The following is a 17,318-nucleotide window of genomic DNA, read 5'->3' as shown; positions in this document are numbered from 1 at the left end:
CTCCGTCCCGGACGCCTTGGCTCTCCTGCGGCACAGGGAGGAGAATGGAGGTGATGGCCCGTGTCACCGAGCGGATGCGGTGTCCCACGGCGGCGTGTTCCCCGCGAGATTGCCGACCACCTGATTCACCCGGTGTGGGTCGCGAGGAGGCGAGGACATGACGGAGACCGCGAAGTCTGTTCCGAAGTGGCATGCGTCCGGGGACTGGTTCGACACCTGTAAGTGCGATGTGCCGTGCCCCTGCTCGTTCGCACAGCCGCCCACCTACGGTGACTGCGAGGGAGTCCTGGCCTGGCATGTGCGCGAGGGGCGTTACGGCGATGTGCCGCTGGGCGGCCTCAACGTGCTGATGGTCGCCTCGTTCGTCGGCAACGTGTGGGCCGAGCACTCCGATGCGTACGGGGCCGTCTTCCTTGACGAGAGGGCCGACGACGCGCAGCGCGAGGCACTGCAGATGATCTTCGGTGGTCAGGCCGGCAGTTGGCCTGCCGAAATGATCAGCATGTTCGGAGCCGAGATGCGTGGCATGGACTTCGCCCCCATCGAGGTGCGGGTCGACGAGGACCTCGGCGGTTGGAAGGCCACCGTTCCGGGCCGGGTCGAGGCGAGTGCGATGGCCCTCACCGGACCGACGACCCCCGAGGGGGCGCGTGTGCAGTCCACCAACCTGCCGGGATCGGAGACCGGTCCGGGGCAGGTCGCGACCTGGGGCCGGTCGACTGTGGACCGCGCCGACGACTTCGGCTTCCACTGGAGCAGGGAGGGTCAGTCCAGCAAGCACATCACCTTCGACTGGTCGGGTCCGACCTGAAGCCCGCGTCTTCGATCATGCCGCGGTGGGACTGAGCAGTCTGTGGGAGTCTGACAACCGTGTGGTGCGGGCAGGGGAGCGGGGCCGGGGATGCCGGAAGTGGCCAAGGGGTGGCCGGACGCCTGTGGATGGTGCGGCACGAGATACCGGCGCTCAGCATGGCGCGGGTGGTCTGATCAGGCACAACAGCATCCGGCAGCATCAGTCGTCGCCAGGCAACACGATCACTCATGGCCTCGTAATGCGTAGGTCTCGGGTTCGAATCCCGAAGGCGGCTCCATGGTGAACCCCAGGTCAAGCCTTTGACCTGGGGTTTCTTGTTTTGGGTGACCTTGGAATCCGGGCTAATCGGGCACCTGCGGGCTACGCATCGCAATGCGTAGGTCTGGGATTGACTGCCAGTGGCTGTTTCGATTCACAGGGCTTTGACCTGGCATTTTGCTCTGTGTTACCGGTCAGGTCGGGTCTGTCGGGTTCGCCGTGGTGGCCATATGGTGGCCAAGTGTGCAGCGATCGTGCAAACGGGTCCTGATCTGCCGCGCGGTCACCGGCTTGCTCTGGGCTGCAGAGTTGTGCCATCCGGACAACTCCACGATCAACGTGCTCCGCCTGGTGCGCGGTCTGCAACCCGTTCGTTGCGTGGCTCCTGCGCCTGTAGCAGTTGGCGCTTTACGGTCTCAGTCGGGTTCGGGTTGTCGATGAGCACGTCGAACTCGACGAGGTTGCTGGCCATCCTCGTGCTGCGCGATGGTCTTTCCCTGCGACGTGTCGCCCGCTACGTCCGCCTGGGGCAGGTCACTCGCTGGAAGAGGTTCTTCGCCCACCAGCGGCTGGCGCGGGCGGGCTGTCGCGCAGGCGGGCATGGGCGTAGCGCAGCCAGCGGGCTTCGGAGAAGCCCAGCAAGGCCTGGATCGCCGCCAGGGTGACCAGCTCCGCGTCGCTGAACTCGGGCCGAGCGGCTCAGGCCCGGCCTGGACTTCGGCCGGCCACCCTGCCATGACCTGCGAAGCCTGCTCGACGTTGTCCTCCATGTCGTCAGCGAGGCGGACTTTCCGATGCAGCCGCCCTGCAGCGTGTCTGCCGCCGGCCCTCGGGCGCCTGCGTGACGTACCGGTCCGTACGAGTGAGCCGGCTGCGGATCGCTCCCGGGCCAGCGGTGGAGTCCCTGAGCCCGGGGCCGTCTACGGGTGCCGCTCAGGCGGACTTGGCAGTCTTGCCGGGTTCTCGGGCGAGGAGCTCGACGATCTCGTGGAGACGGAACTTCGGGTCGGGAGCCTCAGCGATCATTTCGGTGAGCAGGTTGCTGAAGTCGTCCAGTGCGGGGCTGCCGAGCCCGGCCGCGTTCATCGCGGCGTGCCCTTCCTGGAGTTGCCCGATGATGCGGGTGGCGTCGGCGTTGAGGGCGGTCGTCATGCCGGTACCTCCGCCCGCTCGGACCCGGTCTCGCAGAGGACACGGGTGAGCGTGTCCCACACCTGGTCGGGGTCCCCGGTCTCCAGGATCATCCCGGCTGCCACGTCGAGGGCCTTGTCGATACGCCCGCCGTTGTTCTCCTTCTCTAGGTCGATGGCGCGCAGTACGCGGACAACGTGGGGGCGAGCCGCCGCATGCGCGGCGGGCAGCCGGTCGGTGGCGTCCGCCAGGTCCCAGCCAGCCGGGACCTGGTAGGCGGCCGGGCTGTCGTCGTAGGTGACGACCCTGGGAGTGCCTCTGCCGCTGCCCAGGTGGACGTCCAGGCGGAGCCGGGACGCTTCCCGGAACAGGCCGGTGATGTCCGAGCCCATGCCGTCGAGGATCACCTCGCGGACGGCGTACCCGTGCTGGCGCAGCGAGATGCGGGCGAGCCAGACGGCGGTGCCGGGGTTGGCGAGGTGCCTGTCGTAGATGAGGGTGGCGGTGCCGTCGGCGGGGCTGAGGTCGCGGAGGTTGGCGGCTTTGCCGGGGGAGGTGGTTCCGCGTCGGACCGTGAGGGTGAGGTCGAGGGGGATCGTGGCGGTCACAGCGTCACCTCGGTCTGCTTGGCGGGGATACGGGTCGTGACGAACGGCGCCGGCATGTCAGGCACCGGTACCCCGAGCGCCTGGGCGAGTAGGTACCGGGCGACGGTGTCGTGCTCCAGTTCGCTGCGCCCGGTCGGCATGGTGAGCCGCAGCTCACCTGTCTTGCGCTGGACGATGACGGCGCCGAAGAACGCCCGGTCGGTGATCGGGGAGTCGGTGAGGGTGACGCCCAACTCGCTGATGAGCACGGGCAGGGGGTGTCCATCAGGTGGTCGGCGGACGGCTTCGTGGTGGAGACGGTCACAGCGTCACCTCCGTGGCCTTGTCGGTGTACAGCTGGCGGAGGCGGAGGAAGATGTCGTCCGCGAGTTCCTTGGCTTTCTGCGTGGTGTACACGTCCGGGAGGGCCTTCCGCATCGCCTCGTCGACCGCCCCGGGGAGGACGGCGGCGAGCCGGTCGAGGAACGCGGTGGGGGTTGGCGGCGGTGGCCTTGTCGAAGTCGGAGAAGGTCATACCGGCATCACGCCTTGGTGGGCGAGGAGGGCGCGTGCGGCCCACAGGCGGGTGGAGGGAGCCTGTCCGGCGGGGACAACGAGGAGACGGGTGCCGTCCTTGTGCTGCAGGTAGTGCCCGTACAGGCCGTCGAATGGACCTTCCAACTCCACGACCTGGATGCCGTGCGCAGCGGTAAGCGCCTCGAACACGGTGGTGGGGTTGTTGATGGCAGCCATGATGCGGGCGGAGTCCTGCTCGGCGCGGGCCTGCATTTCTGCGTCGAGATTGAGGGCTTCGGGCTGTGGAGGCAGAGAAGCTAGGTGCTTGGTGACGCCGACGGGAGTAACGCTTGTTGCTGTTTTCGCCATGGTCTTGCTCCTTCAATGCAGGAGTTGGGTCCAGACTTCGGGACCGTTGACGTAACCACCGGCCGAGGGCGTTCTGCTTTCGGTGGTAGTCGCCCTGGCGAGGGCGGAACAGGCGTCCTTCTCCGTTCGGGGGACGCTGCCCCCGAGACCGATTACCGCCCTGCTACGAAGCGCGTAGAATGCGCCTTTTTTCGACCGGTGCGGCCTCGGCGAGTTCGACCTTGAGGCTCGGGGTGCAGGCCTTCATCGAGACGGGGCGAGGTCGTGGGCCTTGAAGATGCGAGTGATCTCAGCGAGGTCCGGGCCTGCCGCGAGGACGGAGTGCGGAAGACGCGCCATGTGCCGTGGGTGCCGGCGGGCAGCCTCGCGAGGACCTTCTTCGCGGTGCGCTCGCCACGGTCAGTGCGGCGGGCCTGGTCGGCGGCGTGCTCGTACTCGCGGGCGGCGGCCTCGATCTGCTCGACTGGGGTGATCTCGTCGACCTCGTCCAGGCCGGCCGGGTTCGGGGCCTCGACGATCGCGGTATTGGCTTGGTCGGCAATGAGGGCGGCGGGGGTGACGACGGAGCGGACCACGTCGGTGATGGCCGAGCTTGCCCCGCACCGGATGAACGGTGCGGGGATGTGAGAAGAGCGTCTTCGCGTCGCAAGGTCGGTGCGCTGGACGCCCTTTTGTCGCCGGGCCCAGTACTGGAGTCCCGCCCGACGGGGCCCAGCCCGCCGCCGGGCCTTCCTGGGGCCAGAATGGGGCGGGAAGGACAGCGAAACCCCGGGAGTGATCACCAAACCCCGGGCGCCCCAATGCGTGGAGTTCTTCAGTCGCGGTTTCGATGATCGTGCCCTCGCCGACCGGCTGCCGGGCCTCTTCCTGCTTCGGGGCGCGTTTTCTCAGACTCAGTGAGTGTCGGGCTCCGGGTCCGGCAGGGGGAGTTCGTCGAGGTCGAGGGTGAAGGTGCGGCCGTCGGCGAGGGGGATGGGGAGCTTGCCTGTGCCGTACGCGCGCTTGAGCGCGGTGCTGTAGCCGCTCGCCGTGGGCTCGGTGTGCAGGACGACCTCCCGGGCGTAGGGGTCCACGACCAGGTAGACGGGGATGCCGTAGCGGCAGTACTTCGCGGTGCAGTCGTCGTAGTCCTTGCGCGCTGAGGAGGTCGAGACGACCTCGGAGATCAGCAGGACGTCCGCGAAGCTGTACCGCTTGCCCTCCTTGCGCGCGTCCTCGCGCAGGATGGCCAGGTCGGGGGCCGAGTTCTCGTCGGCCGGGAAGTCGATGTAGACGTCAGAGGTGACCTTCGCATGACGGCCGAGGGCGAGAGAGTCGATCTGCATCGACTTGATCGTGCTGGAGTGCTCTTCGCTCTGCGGGGTCATGATGATCTTTCCGTCGGCGCCGAAGAACACCACGTATCCTGCGGGGAACTCGGTGTGCGTGATCGCGTCGACACTCATGGACGGTGCTCCTTCCCGTGTGCCGTCATGATACGGCGGGCAGAGCCGCTCCCCATGGGGGACATCCGTGGCATGTGCGCACACCGCAGCCGCCCACCAGGCACGGTCAGATCATGCACCGGTCACTACCTGAGGTAGACCGCATCCCCGGCATCAAGATCACGATCTACGGCTGGACTGGACTGGACTGGACTGGTCGGTGGCGGTGGCCTAGGTGTCCAGTGGATGGGGCCTTGTCCGAGTCCGACAACTCACCGATTCGAGACCCGTCGCTTCGGGAGCGCCCGATCCGGTGGCCGCTTGGTGGCCGGACGCCTTTGGACGGGACAGTACGGGGTAGCAGGGGGCAACTTGCCGTAAGCGCTCTGATCAGGCACGACATCACTCGGCGGCAGCGCGCGGTATTCGGCAACACGAACGCTCACGGTCTCGTCATGCGTAGGTCTCGGGTTCGAATCCCGAAGGCGGCTCCATGGTGAACCCCAGGTCAGGCCTTTGACCTGGGGTTTTCTTTTTTCGTTGACCTTGGATATCTGGCGAATCGGGCACTGCTGGTCTGTGCATCGAAATGCGTAGGTCCCCGGTTTACAGCTTTTGTCCGGTTTTCGGTTCGCCACTGTGACCTGCGAGTTCATGGTTCTGAGGGCTTTTGCATCGAGTTTCGGAGTGATCGCCGGTGGCCATCCGGTGGCCATTTGTGCGGCGTGTGTGCAGGGTGCATCCGATCTCGGCCCCGCAGGTGCTGTCTCAGATGCCCCGTCTCTTGTGCAGTCTGAACAGTGGAGACACTTGCCTTGGAGTCCTCAGCGCCGGTGTAAAGCGGCCCGGTCGCAGGTCGCCTAGTTCGACGAGGCCTATCCCGGCGGTCCAGGCCAGGACCCGCAGGGGTCCGCGCAGATCCAGGCTGTACAGGGTGACCAGTGCGCTGACGCAGGCCAGCTGCCGAACTCCCTGGCGACCATTCCATGAGGGGCACCAGACCTCTCATGGGAGGTGGGGAAGGCCGGCATTCTCATCGGTCGGCGCTGCCGGGCGGGACGACCCATTCGGTGGGTTGGCCGGTGAGGGAGGCGATCATGTCGAAGTCTCCGTCGTAGTGGAGGACCGTCCGCCGGTGCAGTTCCGCTGTGGCGGCGATCAGCAGATCGGGGAGGGACAGAGCGCGGTGGAAGCCTGAGTTGAGGGCATGGCGCTGGATCTCGAGAGCGCGGGTGAAGGTGTCGTCGTCGGTGCGGAGGTAGTCGAAGGCGTGGAGCCAGGTGCTGATCCGGGTTGCTTCGGAGCTGTCCCGTGCAGAGTGGATCATCTCGAACTCGGTGGGCCGGCACACGGCGAGGAGGTAGCGCTCGTGCAGTGGCCTGAGCACCTCCTTGACGCTCGGTTTCGTCCAGCGGGCGAGGGCTGACTTGTCGATCAGGTAGCGGTCCTGCATCAGGCGGCCCGGCCTCCGTCGCGGTCGCCGTTGTGCTTGAGGGAGCCGTCTGCGTTGCGGGGGCCGGTGTTCTCGACGATCTCACTGAAGTCGAGCTCGCCGGCCTCCATGGCGTCGAAGCCCTCCTGCCGCAGGTGCCGCTTGACGGCGTCTTCCATGGCGAGGCGCACGGCTTTGGCTTTCGTTTTGGTCCCGAAGATGCGCATGGCCTCGGTGACCATGTCTTCATCGAGGTCGATGACAGTTCTGGCCATGTGGTGATCCTCTCGGAGGTGCTTCTGCCAGTGAAATGATACCGGTAATCGATGATGGTAGATATCGTTTCGGTCGTAGATTCCGTCGTGGATGGAAGCTGCGGCGTTCACGGTGACGTGCCGAGCGGTCGCCCCTTGTGGGAAATGGACAGTCGTCCTCATGTCGGGCTCCGCTCCTGTCGGGGTTTCGTCAGGAGCGATGAGGTCGCGGGAGGCGGCCGATCAAGCGGCCCCATCGGTGGACGGCCGGTGGACAGACGCCTTTGGACACTGCATCACGGGGTGGTACGGGTCAACTTGCTGCGCATGCTCTGATCAGGAAAAACGTCACCACGTAGCACGGCAAGGCACTGGGCAACACGAACGCTCACGGTCTCGTCATGCGTAGGTCTCGGGTTCGAATCCCGAAGGCGGCTCCGGTAAAGGCCAGGTCAGATAGCTCGTGACCTGGCCTTTTGTGTTGCTCGGGGTGTGACGCGTCATACGGCCGGGAATGCCGCGAGGTGGCTTGCGTGAGCGACCTCCGGCGCGGCAGCGCCGGAGGCTCGGGGAACCCGGCCGCCCGCATCCAGCGAAAGGGAAACCGCAGGTCAGGTAATTGGGCTGCGGTTTTTTGCTGCGCTGTGGGGGTGGGAGGACGGGCTTGTGGGGCGTGGTGTGGGTGTCGTAGGGGTCGGTAGGCGGCGATCAGGCCCCCCGGGGGGTGGGTCAGCGGCCTACCTCGTGGTGGTGGCCTGTTGGGCCTGGGAGGGGTTTCAGGTCGACCTGGATGCGGTGGGTGGTGTCGTGGCTGACCGTGCCGCCCAGGCGGGCCTCGACGACGCCGAGGCGGAGGCCCGCGCCGCCCTCGCCGGAGCGGTGGAACTGGACCGCGAACTCCAGGCTGACCTGCTCCACGCTGAACCGCCAGTCGCTCGCCGCGCCCTCCGCCTGGGCCCGGGCCAGTTCCGCGCGGACCGTGCCGATGGCCTCCGCCAGGCCGACCGGTTCGGTATCGCTCATGTCAACACCCCGTCGGATTCCGTTGATTGACCGAATCGATTGACCGATCCAAGTTGGTTCACAAGTCTAGGGACGCACCATGCCCCGCGCGTACTGTGAGGTGGCATGGGGGAATTGCGTGCGGACTGGAGGCTCCGGCTGCGGCGCGGGAGTGCGCGGGGCCCCATCTGCGGCGCCGGGGTGCTCGTCGATCAGAACACCGTGTTGACCTGTGCGCATGTGGTGCGCGATCCGGATGCCGTGATGTGGGTGGAGTTCGCGGAGAACAGTGAGATCGAGGCGGTGTCCGCGCGTGTGCCGCCCGGCGGTTGGCTAGCCGAGGGGGAGAGCGGTGAGGACGTCGCCGTACTGCGGTTGGACGCCCCCGGCCCCAGGCGCGGCCCGCCCGGCTGGAGACCGCGTTGTGGGGCGGGATGGAGGTCTCCGCCACCGGGTACGCGGAGGGCTTCGACGACGGGATGAGTCTGTGGGGGCGGATCGGCGGGGTCAGCGGTGAGCGCGTGCAGCTCGACGCCGTGACCAAGGCCGAGGTCGTGCGGCGGGGGTTCAGCGGGGCGGCCGTGTGCACCCGGCCCGGGGAGGGGCGGCCCGCGCGGGTCGTCGGGCTCGTCGTCAGTTGGCGGGGAGACATGGGCGGGTTGTTGCCGGAGAACAACCGGCTCGCGTTCTCGTATCTGATTCCCGTCGCGCGTATCGCCGAACTGTCGCCGCTGGTCGCCGAGTTGAGTACGCCGTATGCCTGGGACCATGGTTTCGAGGAGAGGCTGGCGCGGTGGTTCGGTGACGAGTACGCCGACGAGGAGCCGGTGAAGATCACCGTGGTCCCTCCGGGGAGCGGGAAGGAACGGTCCCTGCGGCATCTCGTGCATCGGGCCGACCTCGTCCACCGGGGTGGGGTGTCCAGTCGGCCCGACCTCGCCGATCACGCACTGGGGCACATCGCCTTTCCGCCCGGGCAGTATCTGGCCTACTGGGACTGGCTCCTCGGGACCCGGCCGCGCCCGTCCGGGCCGGCGCCCGGCCCCGTGGGCGGGCAGCGGGTCACCGTCCTGGTCGACGGGCTCGACGAGGAGGCCGAGCCGGGGCCGTTGATCGCCCTCCTCGCCCGATTACGGCCCCTTGGCTTCCGGCTGCTTCTGGTCTTCCGGCACGAGGGAGGCACCGGCTGGAACGCCGCCTGCGACGAACTTCTCGCGCCCGCGCTGCACACCCACGCGGACACGTTACTCGCCCGGCTGGAGCGGGCCGAGTTCAGCCGCGCGGTTCGGCACGGTGTGGTCGACAGTGCGTCGCTGGGCTCCCTCACCGAGACCGCCGAACGGCGCCGGGGCGAGTTTCGGTTGATCGACGGCGGTGGTGGGGCCGGATCGGGTGGTTGGGGTGGTGCGGGTGGCGGCACCGGTGGGGGCGCGGGTCCGCAGCAGCGGCTTGCCCGGCTGCGGGAGTTGGTTCGCACCCTCCGCGCCGATCTGCGGCGCACCGGAGAGCGGGCACCCGGAGGTATGGCATGAGGCCCGGAGGTCTGACATGAGGCCCGGCGGTCGGGTCGGGCCGGGGAGTGGGGACCGGGCGAAGGGTGCCTCGGGGGCAGGTGGCCATGAAGCAAGGGGTCGGGGAGGAACGCTCCCGGGAAGGTGGCCGAGGGGTCGGTGGCCGTGGGGCGCCCACGTGTCCGCATCGGCGCTTCGGCGGGGCTCCTTGTGGTGGGCTCCTGTTGCCCACCCGGCACTGTGCCGTGTGTGGTCGTGCGGAGGACGGGCCCCGGCTGCCCGCCCTGCCCGACGAGGCCCGGGAGTTCGGGCCCGCCGAGCTGCTCGCGCTGCCCGAGCGTGCCTCGCAGCCCGCCCGGGAGCGCCTCATCCACCCCGAGGCGCCGCTGCGCGTCCGTATGGTCTGTTCGTCCGGCGAGTGCGGCATCACCTTCGCGCCGCCCTACACCGTGGGCCCGGTGCCGGTCGAGGGGTACTGTCCGGCCTGCGGCGAGCCCTACTCGTACCGGCCCGAACTCGCCGAGGGCGACGTGCTGCGCGACCAGTACCGGATCATGGGGCCCATCGCGCACGGCGGCCAGGGCTGGGTCTACCTCGCCGAGGACACGCACCTCGGTGACGTCGTCGCCGTGAAAGGGCTGCTCAACCGGTACGAGCAGGACGGGGCCCGGCTCGCCGACGTCGAACGCCGCAACCTCGTCGCCATCCGCCACCCCCGTATCGTCCAGATCCGTGACTTCGTCGCCCGGCGCGACGACTCCGGGCGGGTCACCGGCGGGTACATCGTCATGGACGACGTCGGCGACGGCACCCTCGACAAGGTGGTCAAGGAGACCCGACGCGGGGAGTCCGTCCTCGACATCGAGCACGTGGCCGCGTACGGCTGCCAGATCCTCGAAGCGCTCGCGCATCTGCACACGGGTGGCGAAAGAGGCTTCGTGTACGGGGACATGAAGCCCTCGAACGTCGTGCACCACGGGGACGGTGTCAAGGTCATCGATCTCGGCGGGATGCGTGAGCGGGGACAGAGTCAGCCGCCCGCCCATGTCACCCCCGACTACATGGCGCCCGAGACCGCGTCCTCGCCCATGCCCACCACCGCCCACGACCTGCACACCGTCGGGGTCACCCTGCGGGAACTCGCCGGCTGGGCCGTCGACGAGGTGCCCGGCCTCGGCACCGCCTCCTTCCACGAGGTCGTCGACCGCGCCACCCGCACCGATCCGGGGCTCCGCTTCGCCGACGCCCGCGAGATGGCCGGCCAACTGCGGGGCGCGCTGCGGGAGATCCGCGCCCTGCGCGGCAAGAGCGACCCGCCCGAACCCTCCGACTACTTCTGGCCGTCCCCCCAACTGCTCGGCGCCCGGCTCGGCACCGTGCCCGGCATCGAACACTGGCTCGACCGCCCCCGCCGCGACCGGTACGACCCGCCCCTCGCCCCCGCCCTCGACCTCGGCGCGCCCACCCTCACCGAGATCGCCCGTCGGCTGCCGGTGCCCAGGCGCTACCCGGCGACCCGCAGACCACGCGGTTCGAGGTGAGCAGCGGCTACGACCCCGGCCGGCTCCTCGACCAGGAGGAGGGCAAGCCGCCCTCGGTCGAGATCCGCCTGCACAACGTACGGGTCCTGCTGGGCCGGAACACCCGGGACGACCTGGAGCGCGCACAGGAGGAGCTGGACACCGCCGACTCCATCCCCGGGCCGTCCGCCGTGCGCCGGTGGCGCCTGGAGTGGCACCGCGCGCTGGTCGCGCTGCGCCGCGCCGACCTCGACGGCGACCCGCGCCGGGTCGCCGAGGCCAAGGGCCACTTCGCCGCCGTCCGCCTCGAACTGCCCGGCGAGTACGCGCCCAAGCTGGCCCTCGCCTACTGCGGCGAACGGCTCGGCGACGACACGGCCGGGCCCACGGCCAAGGAGCTGTACGAGGCCGTGTTCGCCCGCAACCCCGCGCACGGGGGCGCGGCCCTGGGGCTCGCCCGGCTCGCGCTCCGCGCGGGCGACCGCCGGGCCGCCCTCGACGTCCTCGGCCGGGTCCGTCCCGGCACTCTGGACCACACCGTCACCCGGATCGCCTCCCTGCGCATCCGCGCGGCCCGGCTGCCCCGCGACGACGATCCGCTGCCCGCGCCCAGCGAGGTCGACGCGGCGCTGGCCGAACTGAGCGACCTCGTCCTCCGGGAACCGGGCGCCGGCGGGCCGAGCCTGTCCGAGGACGAGGCGTTGCGCCTCAGCACCGAACTGCACGAATGGAAGCTGGACGCGCTCCACAGCCGTGGCGACCGGCCCGGCACCGGGGGAGCGGGCGGCGGGCGGCTCGATCCCGGCAGTCTGCGGCGGCTGAGCCCGCAGGAGCGGGAGCTGCGCGCACGGATCGAGTCCCACTACCGCCAACTCGCCGCCCGGCACGGGGAGACGGCTGCCGCGCATGAACACCTCGTGGACCTCCTCCAGGCGGTACGGCCACAGACCGTGGTCTGACTGGGGGGAGGAGGGAGAGGGCCTGGTTGCCTGAGGGGCTGGAGGGGCTGGAGGGACTGGAGGGGCTAAAGGGGACTGAGGGGCTAAAGGGGTGGCGGGCAGGGGCCATGTGGTGCGTACGGCGACGAACGGGGAAGGAACGGTGACGCACAACATGAGCGGGCGCGTGGGCGGGCACATGGGCCGGTGCGTGAGCGGGCACATGGGGCGGTACGTGAGCGGGCATGGGCCAGGGCGTGAGCGGGCGGACGGGCTGCGGGCGTGGGGGCGGACGTATGGAGCGTCGTACGGGCGGGCAGGGGACGGGCTCGTGGGCGGGCGTACACGCGGTGGTGCGGAAGCGCGTGCGGACGGGCGTACGGGCGGCCGCGCGCTGGGCGGGCGTACGGGTGGCCACGGGCGGTCGGCGCGGCCGGAGATCCGCGTGCGGGTCGACCTCGACGGCGATGTGCGGCCGCATCGCAGCGCGAAGATCGAGGCGCATCTGCGGGTGGACGTGACCGCAGGGGACGCCCCCGCCGAGCTGTCCGCGATCGAGCTCGCCGTGATCATCGCGGTCGATGTCGCCGAACCTCTCCGGGCGGTCGTCCGGCACGCCTTGCCGGCCGCGCTCAGGGGACTGCCCGACGGCATCTCGTTCACCGTGCTCGGCGCCGGCCCCGAGCCGGTCCCCTGCTACCCACGGGGAGACGCCGAGTGGGCCGTCGCCGATCAGCACGAGAAGCGCCGGGCCGCCTTCGCGGCAGGCGCGATACCACTGCACCGGGACGGCCCGCGCCCCGCAGGGTACGCCGTCTGGGCGGCCAGGGCGCGCGGCCTGCTCGCGGCCCGCCCGCTGTCCGTACGGCATCTGCTGCTGATCACCGACGGCAGCAGCGGCCCTGGCGAGACCCGGCTGGAGGAGGAACTGGACGCCTGCGCGGGGCACTTCACCTGCGATGTGCTCGCCGTGGGCGCGGACTGGGCGCCCGAGCCGTTGCTGACGCTCGCCGAACGGCTGCACGGCACCGCCGAGTTCGTGGACGACGGTCTCGGCGGGGCGATCACCGCCGCCGTACGGCGACTGCGCCGGGTGCACGCCCCGCAGTTGCCGATCGAGGTGACCGTACGGCCCACGGTGCGGCAGGTCGCGCTGAACGAGAAGGCGCCCCGGCCGCATCGTCTCGGTGGACTTCCGCAGCCCGGGCGGCCGCATCGCTGGAGCTTTCCGACGTACCAGTGGGAGCGGGGCGGGCGAGACTATCTGCTCACGCTCGTCGCCGACGCCGACGGTGACCCGTTGGAGACGTGGTTGCAGTTCGCCATGGTGTCCGTCGGGGATGTCCACGCGGCGGTCACCGCACGCTGGCACCGGCCCGAGCTGCCGCCGCCCGAGGTCGCGGCCGGGGGTGACAGTGTGCGCGAGCAGAAGTCGCGCACCGTGATGCGGGAGGCGTTGCGGCGGGGGCTCGTCGCGCTCGGGGAGCGGCGGTGGGACGTCGCCGAGGGGCATTTGGGGCGGGCGGCGCGGCTGGCGGCCCGGTTCGGCACGGACTGGGTGCTGCACGAGATCGGTGCGGTCGCCGACATCGAGGACGCGTCGGCGGGGCGGGTCCGGCTGCGCCCGGGCGACGCCGTCGACGCGTCCACGCTCGGACCGATGATCCTGCGCGCGGGGTCCCGGCCCGTGCCGCTGACCGGCACCGCGGCTCCGCAACCGGGCGCACGCTGCGCCCGGTGCGCCGCCCCGGCCGGGAGCGAGGCCCGCTACTGCATAGCGTGCGGGGAGAAACTGCTGTGACGGCCGACCAGGGGCATCCGGGGGCGGACGGCCTGAGCGGGCTCTCCGGGGCGGGCGGCCGGAGTGGCCTTTCCGGGGCGGGTGGTCTGTGAAGGCTCTTCGCTTGGGCCCTTGGGAGTGGGGTCTTCGCGGCGGCTTCTCGAAGTGGGCACTGGGCGGCGCGTGGTCTGCGTGGGCTTTTCGTGCCTGGCGGTCGGAATGGGTTCCTCGTGACGGCCGGCCCGCGTGGGTTCTCCGTGGCGGACGATCGGGAAGGGTCTCGTGGGGCGGTCGGGTTCTCGGTGCCGTCCGGCGAGGGCGCCTCTCAGCCGACGACGACAGGAGCGGCACTTCCCCGCCGCTCCTCCGAGCGGACGCCCGGCGGCGGCTTCCCGGGAGGGCGCCGCGCTCTCGACGCGCCGGAGCGGCTCGCGTACGCTTCACCGCCACCGCCACCGCCACCGCCACCGCCACCGCCACCGCCGCGTCCGCGTCAATGCCGACGCGCCGGGGCGGGGCCGTGTTCTTCGCCGCGCGGCGTTCCTCCTCACGGCGTCGGCGGTGGTCGTACTCCCTCGGTTACTCCCTCGGTGGTTTCTGGCGGGCCCGGCTGGGGCGGTGGCGGACGCGGCGGTTGCTGGAGGTGCATCTGGTGCTGCTGGCGGTGTGTGCGCTCGTGGCGGCCGGGGCCCTGTTCGTGTCCTGCCGGCAGATCCAGGGCGGCGCGGGGACGGTCGCCGAGAAGGAGGCACCGGCCGTGCAGGGGCTCGCCGCCACCCGCCTCGCGGTGCTGCGCGCCGACCGCGAGGCCCGCGCCCTCGGCGAGAGGGAGTTCGTCGACGTGGCGGGCCGCGGCGAGACCTACCGGGCCCAGCTCTCCGCCGCCGACCAGGGGCTGTCCAGGATCGCGGACCGCACGGACCAGGACCTCGGGACCGTCAACGGGCTGCTCGCCACCTACAGCAACTCCCTCACCCTCGGCACCGTGATGTACCGGGACCAGCCGCTCATGCGGCATCAGAAGCTCACCGAGGCACGCTCGCTGCTCACGCGCGAGGGCGTGGGACTCGTACCCCGTCTGGACGACATGCAGCGGACGCAGCTGAAGCACGCCACCGCCACCGCCACCGAGGGGTGGCTGCAGCGCGGCGGCTGGTGGATCGCCGAACTCGCCCTGGTGGCCCTGGCGTTCACCCTTCTCTCCGCGCTGTTCGTGCTGCGCGACCGGTGCGGTCGGGACTGGAACCCGTGTCTGCTCGCGGCCTTCGCGCTCACCGTGCTGCTCGCCGTCGTTCCGCTGCTCACGATGGGGTACGCCCAGGACGACCTCGACCGTGTCATCGGGGATCTGCGGGAGATCACCCAGGTCTCCACGGACGCCTGCTGCGGCCAGGAACTGGAGCACGCGCAGCGGACCGTCACGGCGAAGTCCGAGGAGGTGCGGAGCGTCCTGGCCGACGACACCTGGACCGACCGGGTGTACCAGGGCACCCTGACCGGCGGTCTGCTGATCGTCGTCCTGCCCGTGATCGGCGTCGGTCTCCGGCTCGACAGCGACTACTGGAGGCGGCGGTGACCCGGCGGTTCAAGGTGCTCGTGCTGCTCGCGGCGCTGCTGCTGGTCTGCGCCGGAGGCATGGTCGCGGTCTGGTCGGAGGGGGATGACGAACCGGTGACCATCCTCGGACCGTGGACCGACAAGCAGGGAGAGCAGTTCGAGGACGTGCTGCGGAGCTTCGGCATCCCCTTCGAGTACCAGGGCACCGCCGCCCAGCGCGAGGTGCTGCTGTCCAAGGTGCAGTCGGGGGAGCCCCCGGACATCGCGATCATGCCGGGTGTCGGTGAACTCGCCGAGTACGCCGACCAGAACCTCCTCAAGTCGCTGAACGGCCTCTACGCCGAGGAGGAGTACGGCGCCCCCTGGAAGCCGGCGAGTTCGCCCCGGGAGGACGCGTACTGGGTGCCGGTCAAGGCGGACCTGAAGAGCATCGTCTGGTATCGAGAGGGCCAACGCCCCGCGAACTCGCCTGCCCCGCTCACCAGTTGGTGCATCGGGATGGGCGACGACGGAGCGTCCGGCTGGCCCGGCAGCGACTGGATCGAGGACCTCGTGCTGCAACGGGAGGGCCCGGAGATCTACGGCAAGTGGGCACTGGGCGACGCCTCGGTGCCGTGGACGGGGAGCGCGGTGCGCGAGGCGTGGGAGGCGTGGGCCGGACTGCTCCGGCAGGACGAGGCGGCGGCGGGGCGCGCCCTGCTCACCGACCATCGCGGTGCCCCCGGCGAGTACGGGCTGCTGTTCGAGGGCAGGGGCGGGTGCGCGCTGGAGCACCAGGGCTCCTTCGCCCGCTCCTTCTACGGGGACAAGTGGCAGGGGGCGGGCCTGATGGACTCCGCTCCCTTGCTGCCCGGCGGCGGCTACCGGGTCCGGGGCCACGAGGTGACCGGTGACTTCGCCGCGCTGTTCAGCGACCGCCCGCGAGCCGGTGAACTGATCGAGCGGCTGGCCTCGCGGGAGGGCCAGCGGAAGTGGTCTCAGGCCGCGGACGTCTTCTCCGCGAACCGGCGGGTGCGCCAGGAGGGCGGTCCCGTCGAACGGGAGATCGCCAAGCGCCTCACCGGGACCGGGCCCCGCTGTCTCGACGCCTCCGACGTGATGCCCCCCGCCGTCCGCGACGCCTTCTACGAGGCCGTCCTGCTGACGATCGCCCGGGCCGCCGCCGGGGAGGAACTCGACGTGCCGGGGCTGCTGGCCGACGTACAGAACGTGGCGGAGGCGCGGCCCGACCGGCGGGCGCCGCTGAGCACGGTGTGCAGTACGTAGTCAGCGGGCGGTGTGGAAGGTGCGACGGTAGGTGTCCGGGGGGACGCCGAGGGTGCGGTTGAAGTGGCGGCGGAGGGTCGCGGCCGTCCCCATGCCCGTGGTGGTGGCGATGGCGTCGACGCTGTCGGAGGTGGTCTCCAGGAGCTCCTGGGCGCGGCGGATGCGTTGGGTGAGGAGCCACTGGAGCGGGGTGGTGCCGGTGGCCGCGCGGAAGTGCCGGGTCAAGGTGCGCGAACTCATGCTCGCGCGGCGGGCCAGATCCTCGACGGTCAGGGGCTGATCGAGGCGTTCCAGGGTCCACGGGAGCAGGTCGGTCAGCGGGTGGTCGCTCCGGGTGGGCACCGGGGCGGGGACGAACTGGGCCTGGCCGCCCGAACGGTGCGGGGGTACGACCAGTCGGCGGGCCACCGTGTTGGCGACCGCCGAGCCGTGGTCGCGGCGGACCAGGTGCAGGCAGAGGTCCATCGCGGCGGCCTTGCCCGCCGAGGTGAGCACGCTGCCGTTGTCGACGTAGAGGACGTCCGGGTCGACCTCCACCGCGGGGAAGCGGGCGGCCAGGACGTCCGTGTGCGCCCAGTGCGTGGTGGCCCGGCGGCCGTCCAGGAGTCCCGCGGCGGCCAGGACGAACGCGCCGGTGCACAGCGAGGCGATCCGCGCGCCCGCCTCGTGCGCCGCGCGGACCGCGTCGACCAGTTCGGCGGGCGGTGCCACGTCCACATCGGTCCAGCCGGGGACGATCACCGTGTCGGCGTGGCGGAGCCGGTCCAGGCCGTGGTCCGGCTCCAGGCGGAAGCGGCCCACGGAGACGGGGCCGGAGCCGCAGAGGGCGAACTCGTACCAGGGGTCCACCAGGTGCGAGAGATCGGAGCCGAACACCTCGTAGGCGAGGGCCAGTTCGAAGTGCAGCATGCCGTCGGTGACGGCGAGCGCGATGGTGGTCGGGTTCGGGCTCGGCATGT

Annotated in this window: 14 protein-coding genes and 3 pseudogenes; 6 read left to right on the top strand and 11 right to left on the bottom strand. The window is 70.5% G+C overall.

The features are described 5' to 3' along the window. Positions 1 to 157 precede the first annotated feature (157 nt). The gene (locus tag E4N62_RS18340; protein WP_230215671.1) at positions 158 to 811 is read left to right on the top strand and encodes a DUF1326 domain-containing protein; all 654 of its coding nucleotides are present in this window, start codon (positions 158 to 160) and stop codon (positions 809 to 811) included. 849 nt (positions 812 to 1,660) lie between these two features. On the opposite strand, the pseudogene E4N62_RS18335 reads toward E4N62_RS18340, so the two are convergent. From E4N62_RS18335 to E4N62_RS18290, 10 genes and pseudogenes are all read right to left on the bottom strand, one after another. Next, a pseudogene (locus E4N62_RS18335) lies at positions 1,661 to 1,762 on the bottom strand (IS982 family transposase); the annotation flags it as partial. A 243-nt stretch (positions 1,763 to 2,005) separates the two neighbouring features. Further along, a complete protein-coding gene (locus E4N62_RS18330; protein ID WP_230215669.1) occupies positions 2,006 to 2,224 on the bottom strand; it encodes a hypothetical protein in 219 nt (72 codons plus the stop codon). Beyond that, positions 2,221 to 2,811: a hypothetical protein gene (locus tag E4N62_RS18325; protein WP_230215667.1), complete on the bottom strand. Its 591-nt coding sequence runs from the start codon at positions 2,809 to 2,811 to the stop codon at positions 2,221 to 2,223. Before E4N62_RS18325 ends, E4N62_RS18330 begins: the two co-directional genes overlap by 4 nt. Next, positions 2,808 to 3,059 (bottom strand): hypothetical protein, encoded by a 252-nt coding sequence (locus E4N62_RS18320; protein WP_230215665.1) that lies wholly within the window; start codon positions 3,057 to 3,059, stop codon positions 2,808 to 2,810. The genes E4N62_RS18325 and E4N62_RS18320 overlap by 4 nt, the downstream gene beginning before the upstream one ends. 262 nt (positions 3,060 to 3,321) lie before the next feature. Then, a complete protein-coding gene (locus E4N62_RS18315; protein WP_230215663.1) occupies positions 3,322 to 3,675 on the bottom strand; it encodes a hypothetical protein in 354 nt (117 codons plus the stop codon). A 152-nt stretch (positions 3,676 to 3,827) separates the two neighbouring features. After that, positions 3,828 to 4,250, bottom strand: a complete 423-nt coding sequence (locus E4N62_RS18310) for a hypothetical protein (protein WP_230215661.1) — start codon at positions 4,248 to 4,250, stop codon at positions 3,828 to 3,830. 318 nt (positions 4,251 to 4,568) lie between these two features. Beyond that, positions 4,569 to 5,120, bottom strand: a complete 552-nt coding sequence (locus tag E4N62_RS18305) for a Uma2 family endonuclease (protein WP_230215659.1) — start codon at positions 5,118 to 5,120, stop codon at positions 4,569 to 4,571. Positions 5,121 to 6,132: 1,012 nt separating this feature from the next. Then, entirely contained in the window at positions 6,133 to 6,552 is a 420-nt protein-coding gene (locus E4N62_RS18300) for a PIN domain nuclease (protein WP_230215658.1), read from the bottom strand. Beyond that, positions 6,552 to 6,806: a type II toxin-antitoxin system VapB family antitoxin gene (locus E4N62_RS18295; RefSeq protein WP_013001761.1), complete on the bottom strand. Its 255-nt coding sequence runs from the start codon at positions 6,804 to 6,806 to the stop codon at positions 6,552 to 6,554. Before E4N62_RS18295 ends, E4N62_RS18300 begins: the two co-directional genes overlap by 1 nt. 708 nt (positions 6,807 to 7,514) lie before the next feature. Continuing rightward, complete coding sequence (locus tag E4N62_RS18290; protein ID WP_230215657.1) at positions 7,515 to 7,808, bottom strand: trypco2 family protein; 294 nt, start codon at positions 7,806 to 7,808, stop codon at positions 7,515 to 7,517. 105 nt (positions 7,809 to 7,913) lie between these two features. Here E4N62_RS18290 and E4N62_RS18285 point away from each other — a divergent pair. The 5 genes and pseudogenes from E4N62_RS18285 to E4N62_RS18265 all read left to right on the top strand — a co-directional run bounded on the left by E4N62_RS18285 (position 7,914) and on the right by E4N62_RS18265 (position 16,359). After that, positions 7,914 to 9,319, top strand: a pseudogene (locus E4N62_RS18285) (serine protease). Between the two features lie 377 nt (positions 9,320 to 9,696). Continuing rightward, positions 9,697 to 11,777 (top strand): annotated as a pseudogene (locus E4N62_RS18280) (tetratricopeptide repeat protein). Between the two features lie 373 nt (positions 11,778 to 12,150). After that, positions 12,151 to 13,557 carry a hypothetical protein gene (locus tag E4N62_RS18275; RefSeq protein ID WP_230216291.1) on the top strand — a complete coding sequence of 469 codons (1,407 nt, stop codon included), beginning with the start codon at positions 12,151 to 12,153 and terminating at the stop codon, positions 13,555 to 13,557. A 475-nt stretch (positions 13,558 to 14,032) separates the two neighbouring features. Beyond that, positions 14,033 to 15,112 (top strand): hypothetical protein, encoded by a 1,080-nt coding sequence (locus tag E4N62_RS18270; RefSeq protein WP_230215656.1) that lies wholly within the window; start codon positions 14,033 to 14,035, stop codon positions 15,110 to 15,112. After that, positions 15,109 to 16,359 carry an extracellular solute-binding protein gene (locus tag E4N62_RS18265; RefSeq protein ID WP_230215655.1) on the top strand — a complete coding sequence of 417 codons (1,251 nt, stop codon included), beginning with the start codon at positions 15,109 to 15,111 and terminating at the stop codon, positions 16,357 to 16,359. Before E4N62_RS18270 ends, E4N62_RS18265 begins: the two co-directional genes overlap by 4 nt. Here E4N62_RS18265 and E4N62_RS18260 read toward each other — a convergent pair whose 3' ends face one another. Next, positions 16,360 to 17,316 (bottom strand): helix-turn-helix domain-containing protein, encoded by a 957-nt coding sequence (locus tag E4N62_RS18260; RefSeq protein ID WP_230215654.1) that lies wholly within the window; start codon positions 17,314 to 17,316, stop codon positions 16,360 to 16,362. Positions 17,317 to 17,318: the final 2 nt, after the last annotated feature.

The sequence above is a fragment of the Streptomyces sp. MNU76 genome, from assembly GCF_020982545.1.
Taxonomy (GTDB): domain Bacteria; phylum Actinomycetota; class Actinomycetes; order Streptomycetales; family Streptomycetaceae; genus Streptomyces.
Note: the sequence above shows the minus strand (reverse complement) of the source record. Positions and strands in the feature narration are given on the sequence as shown.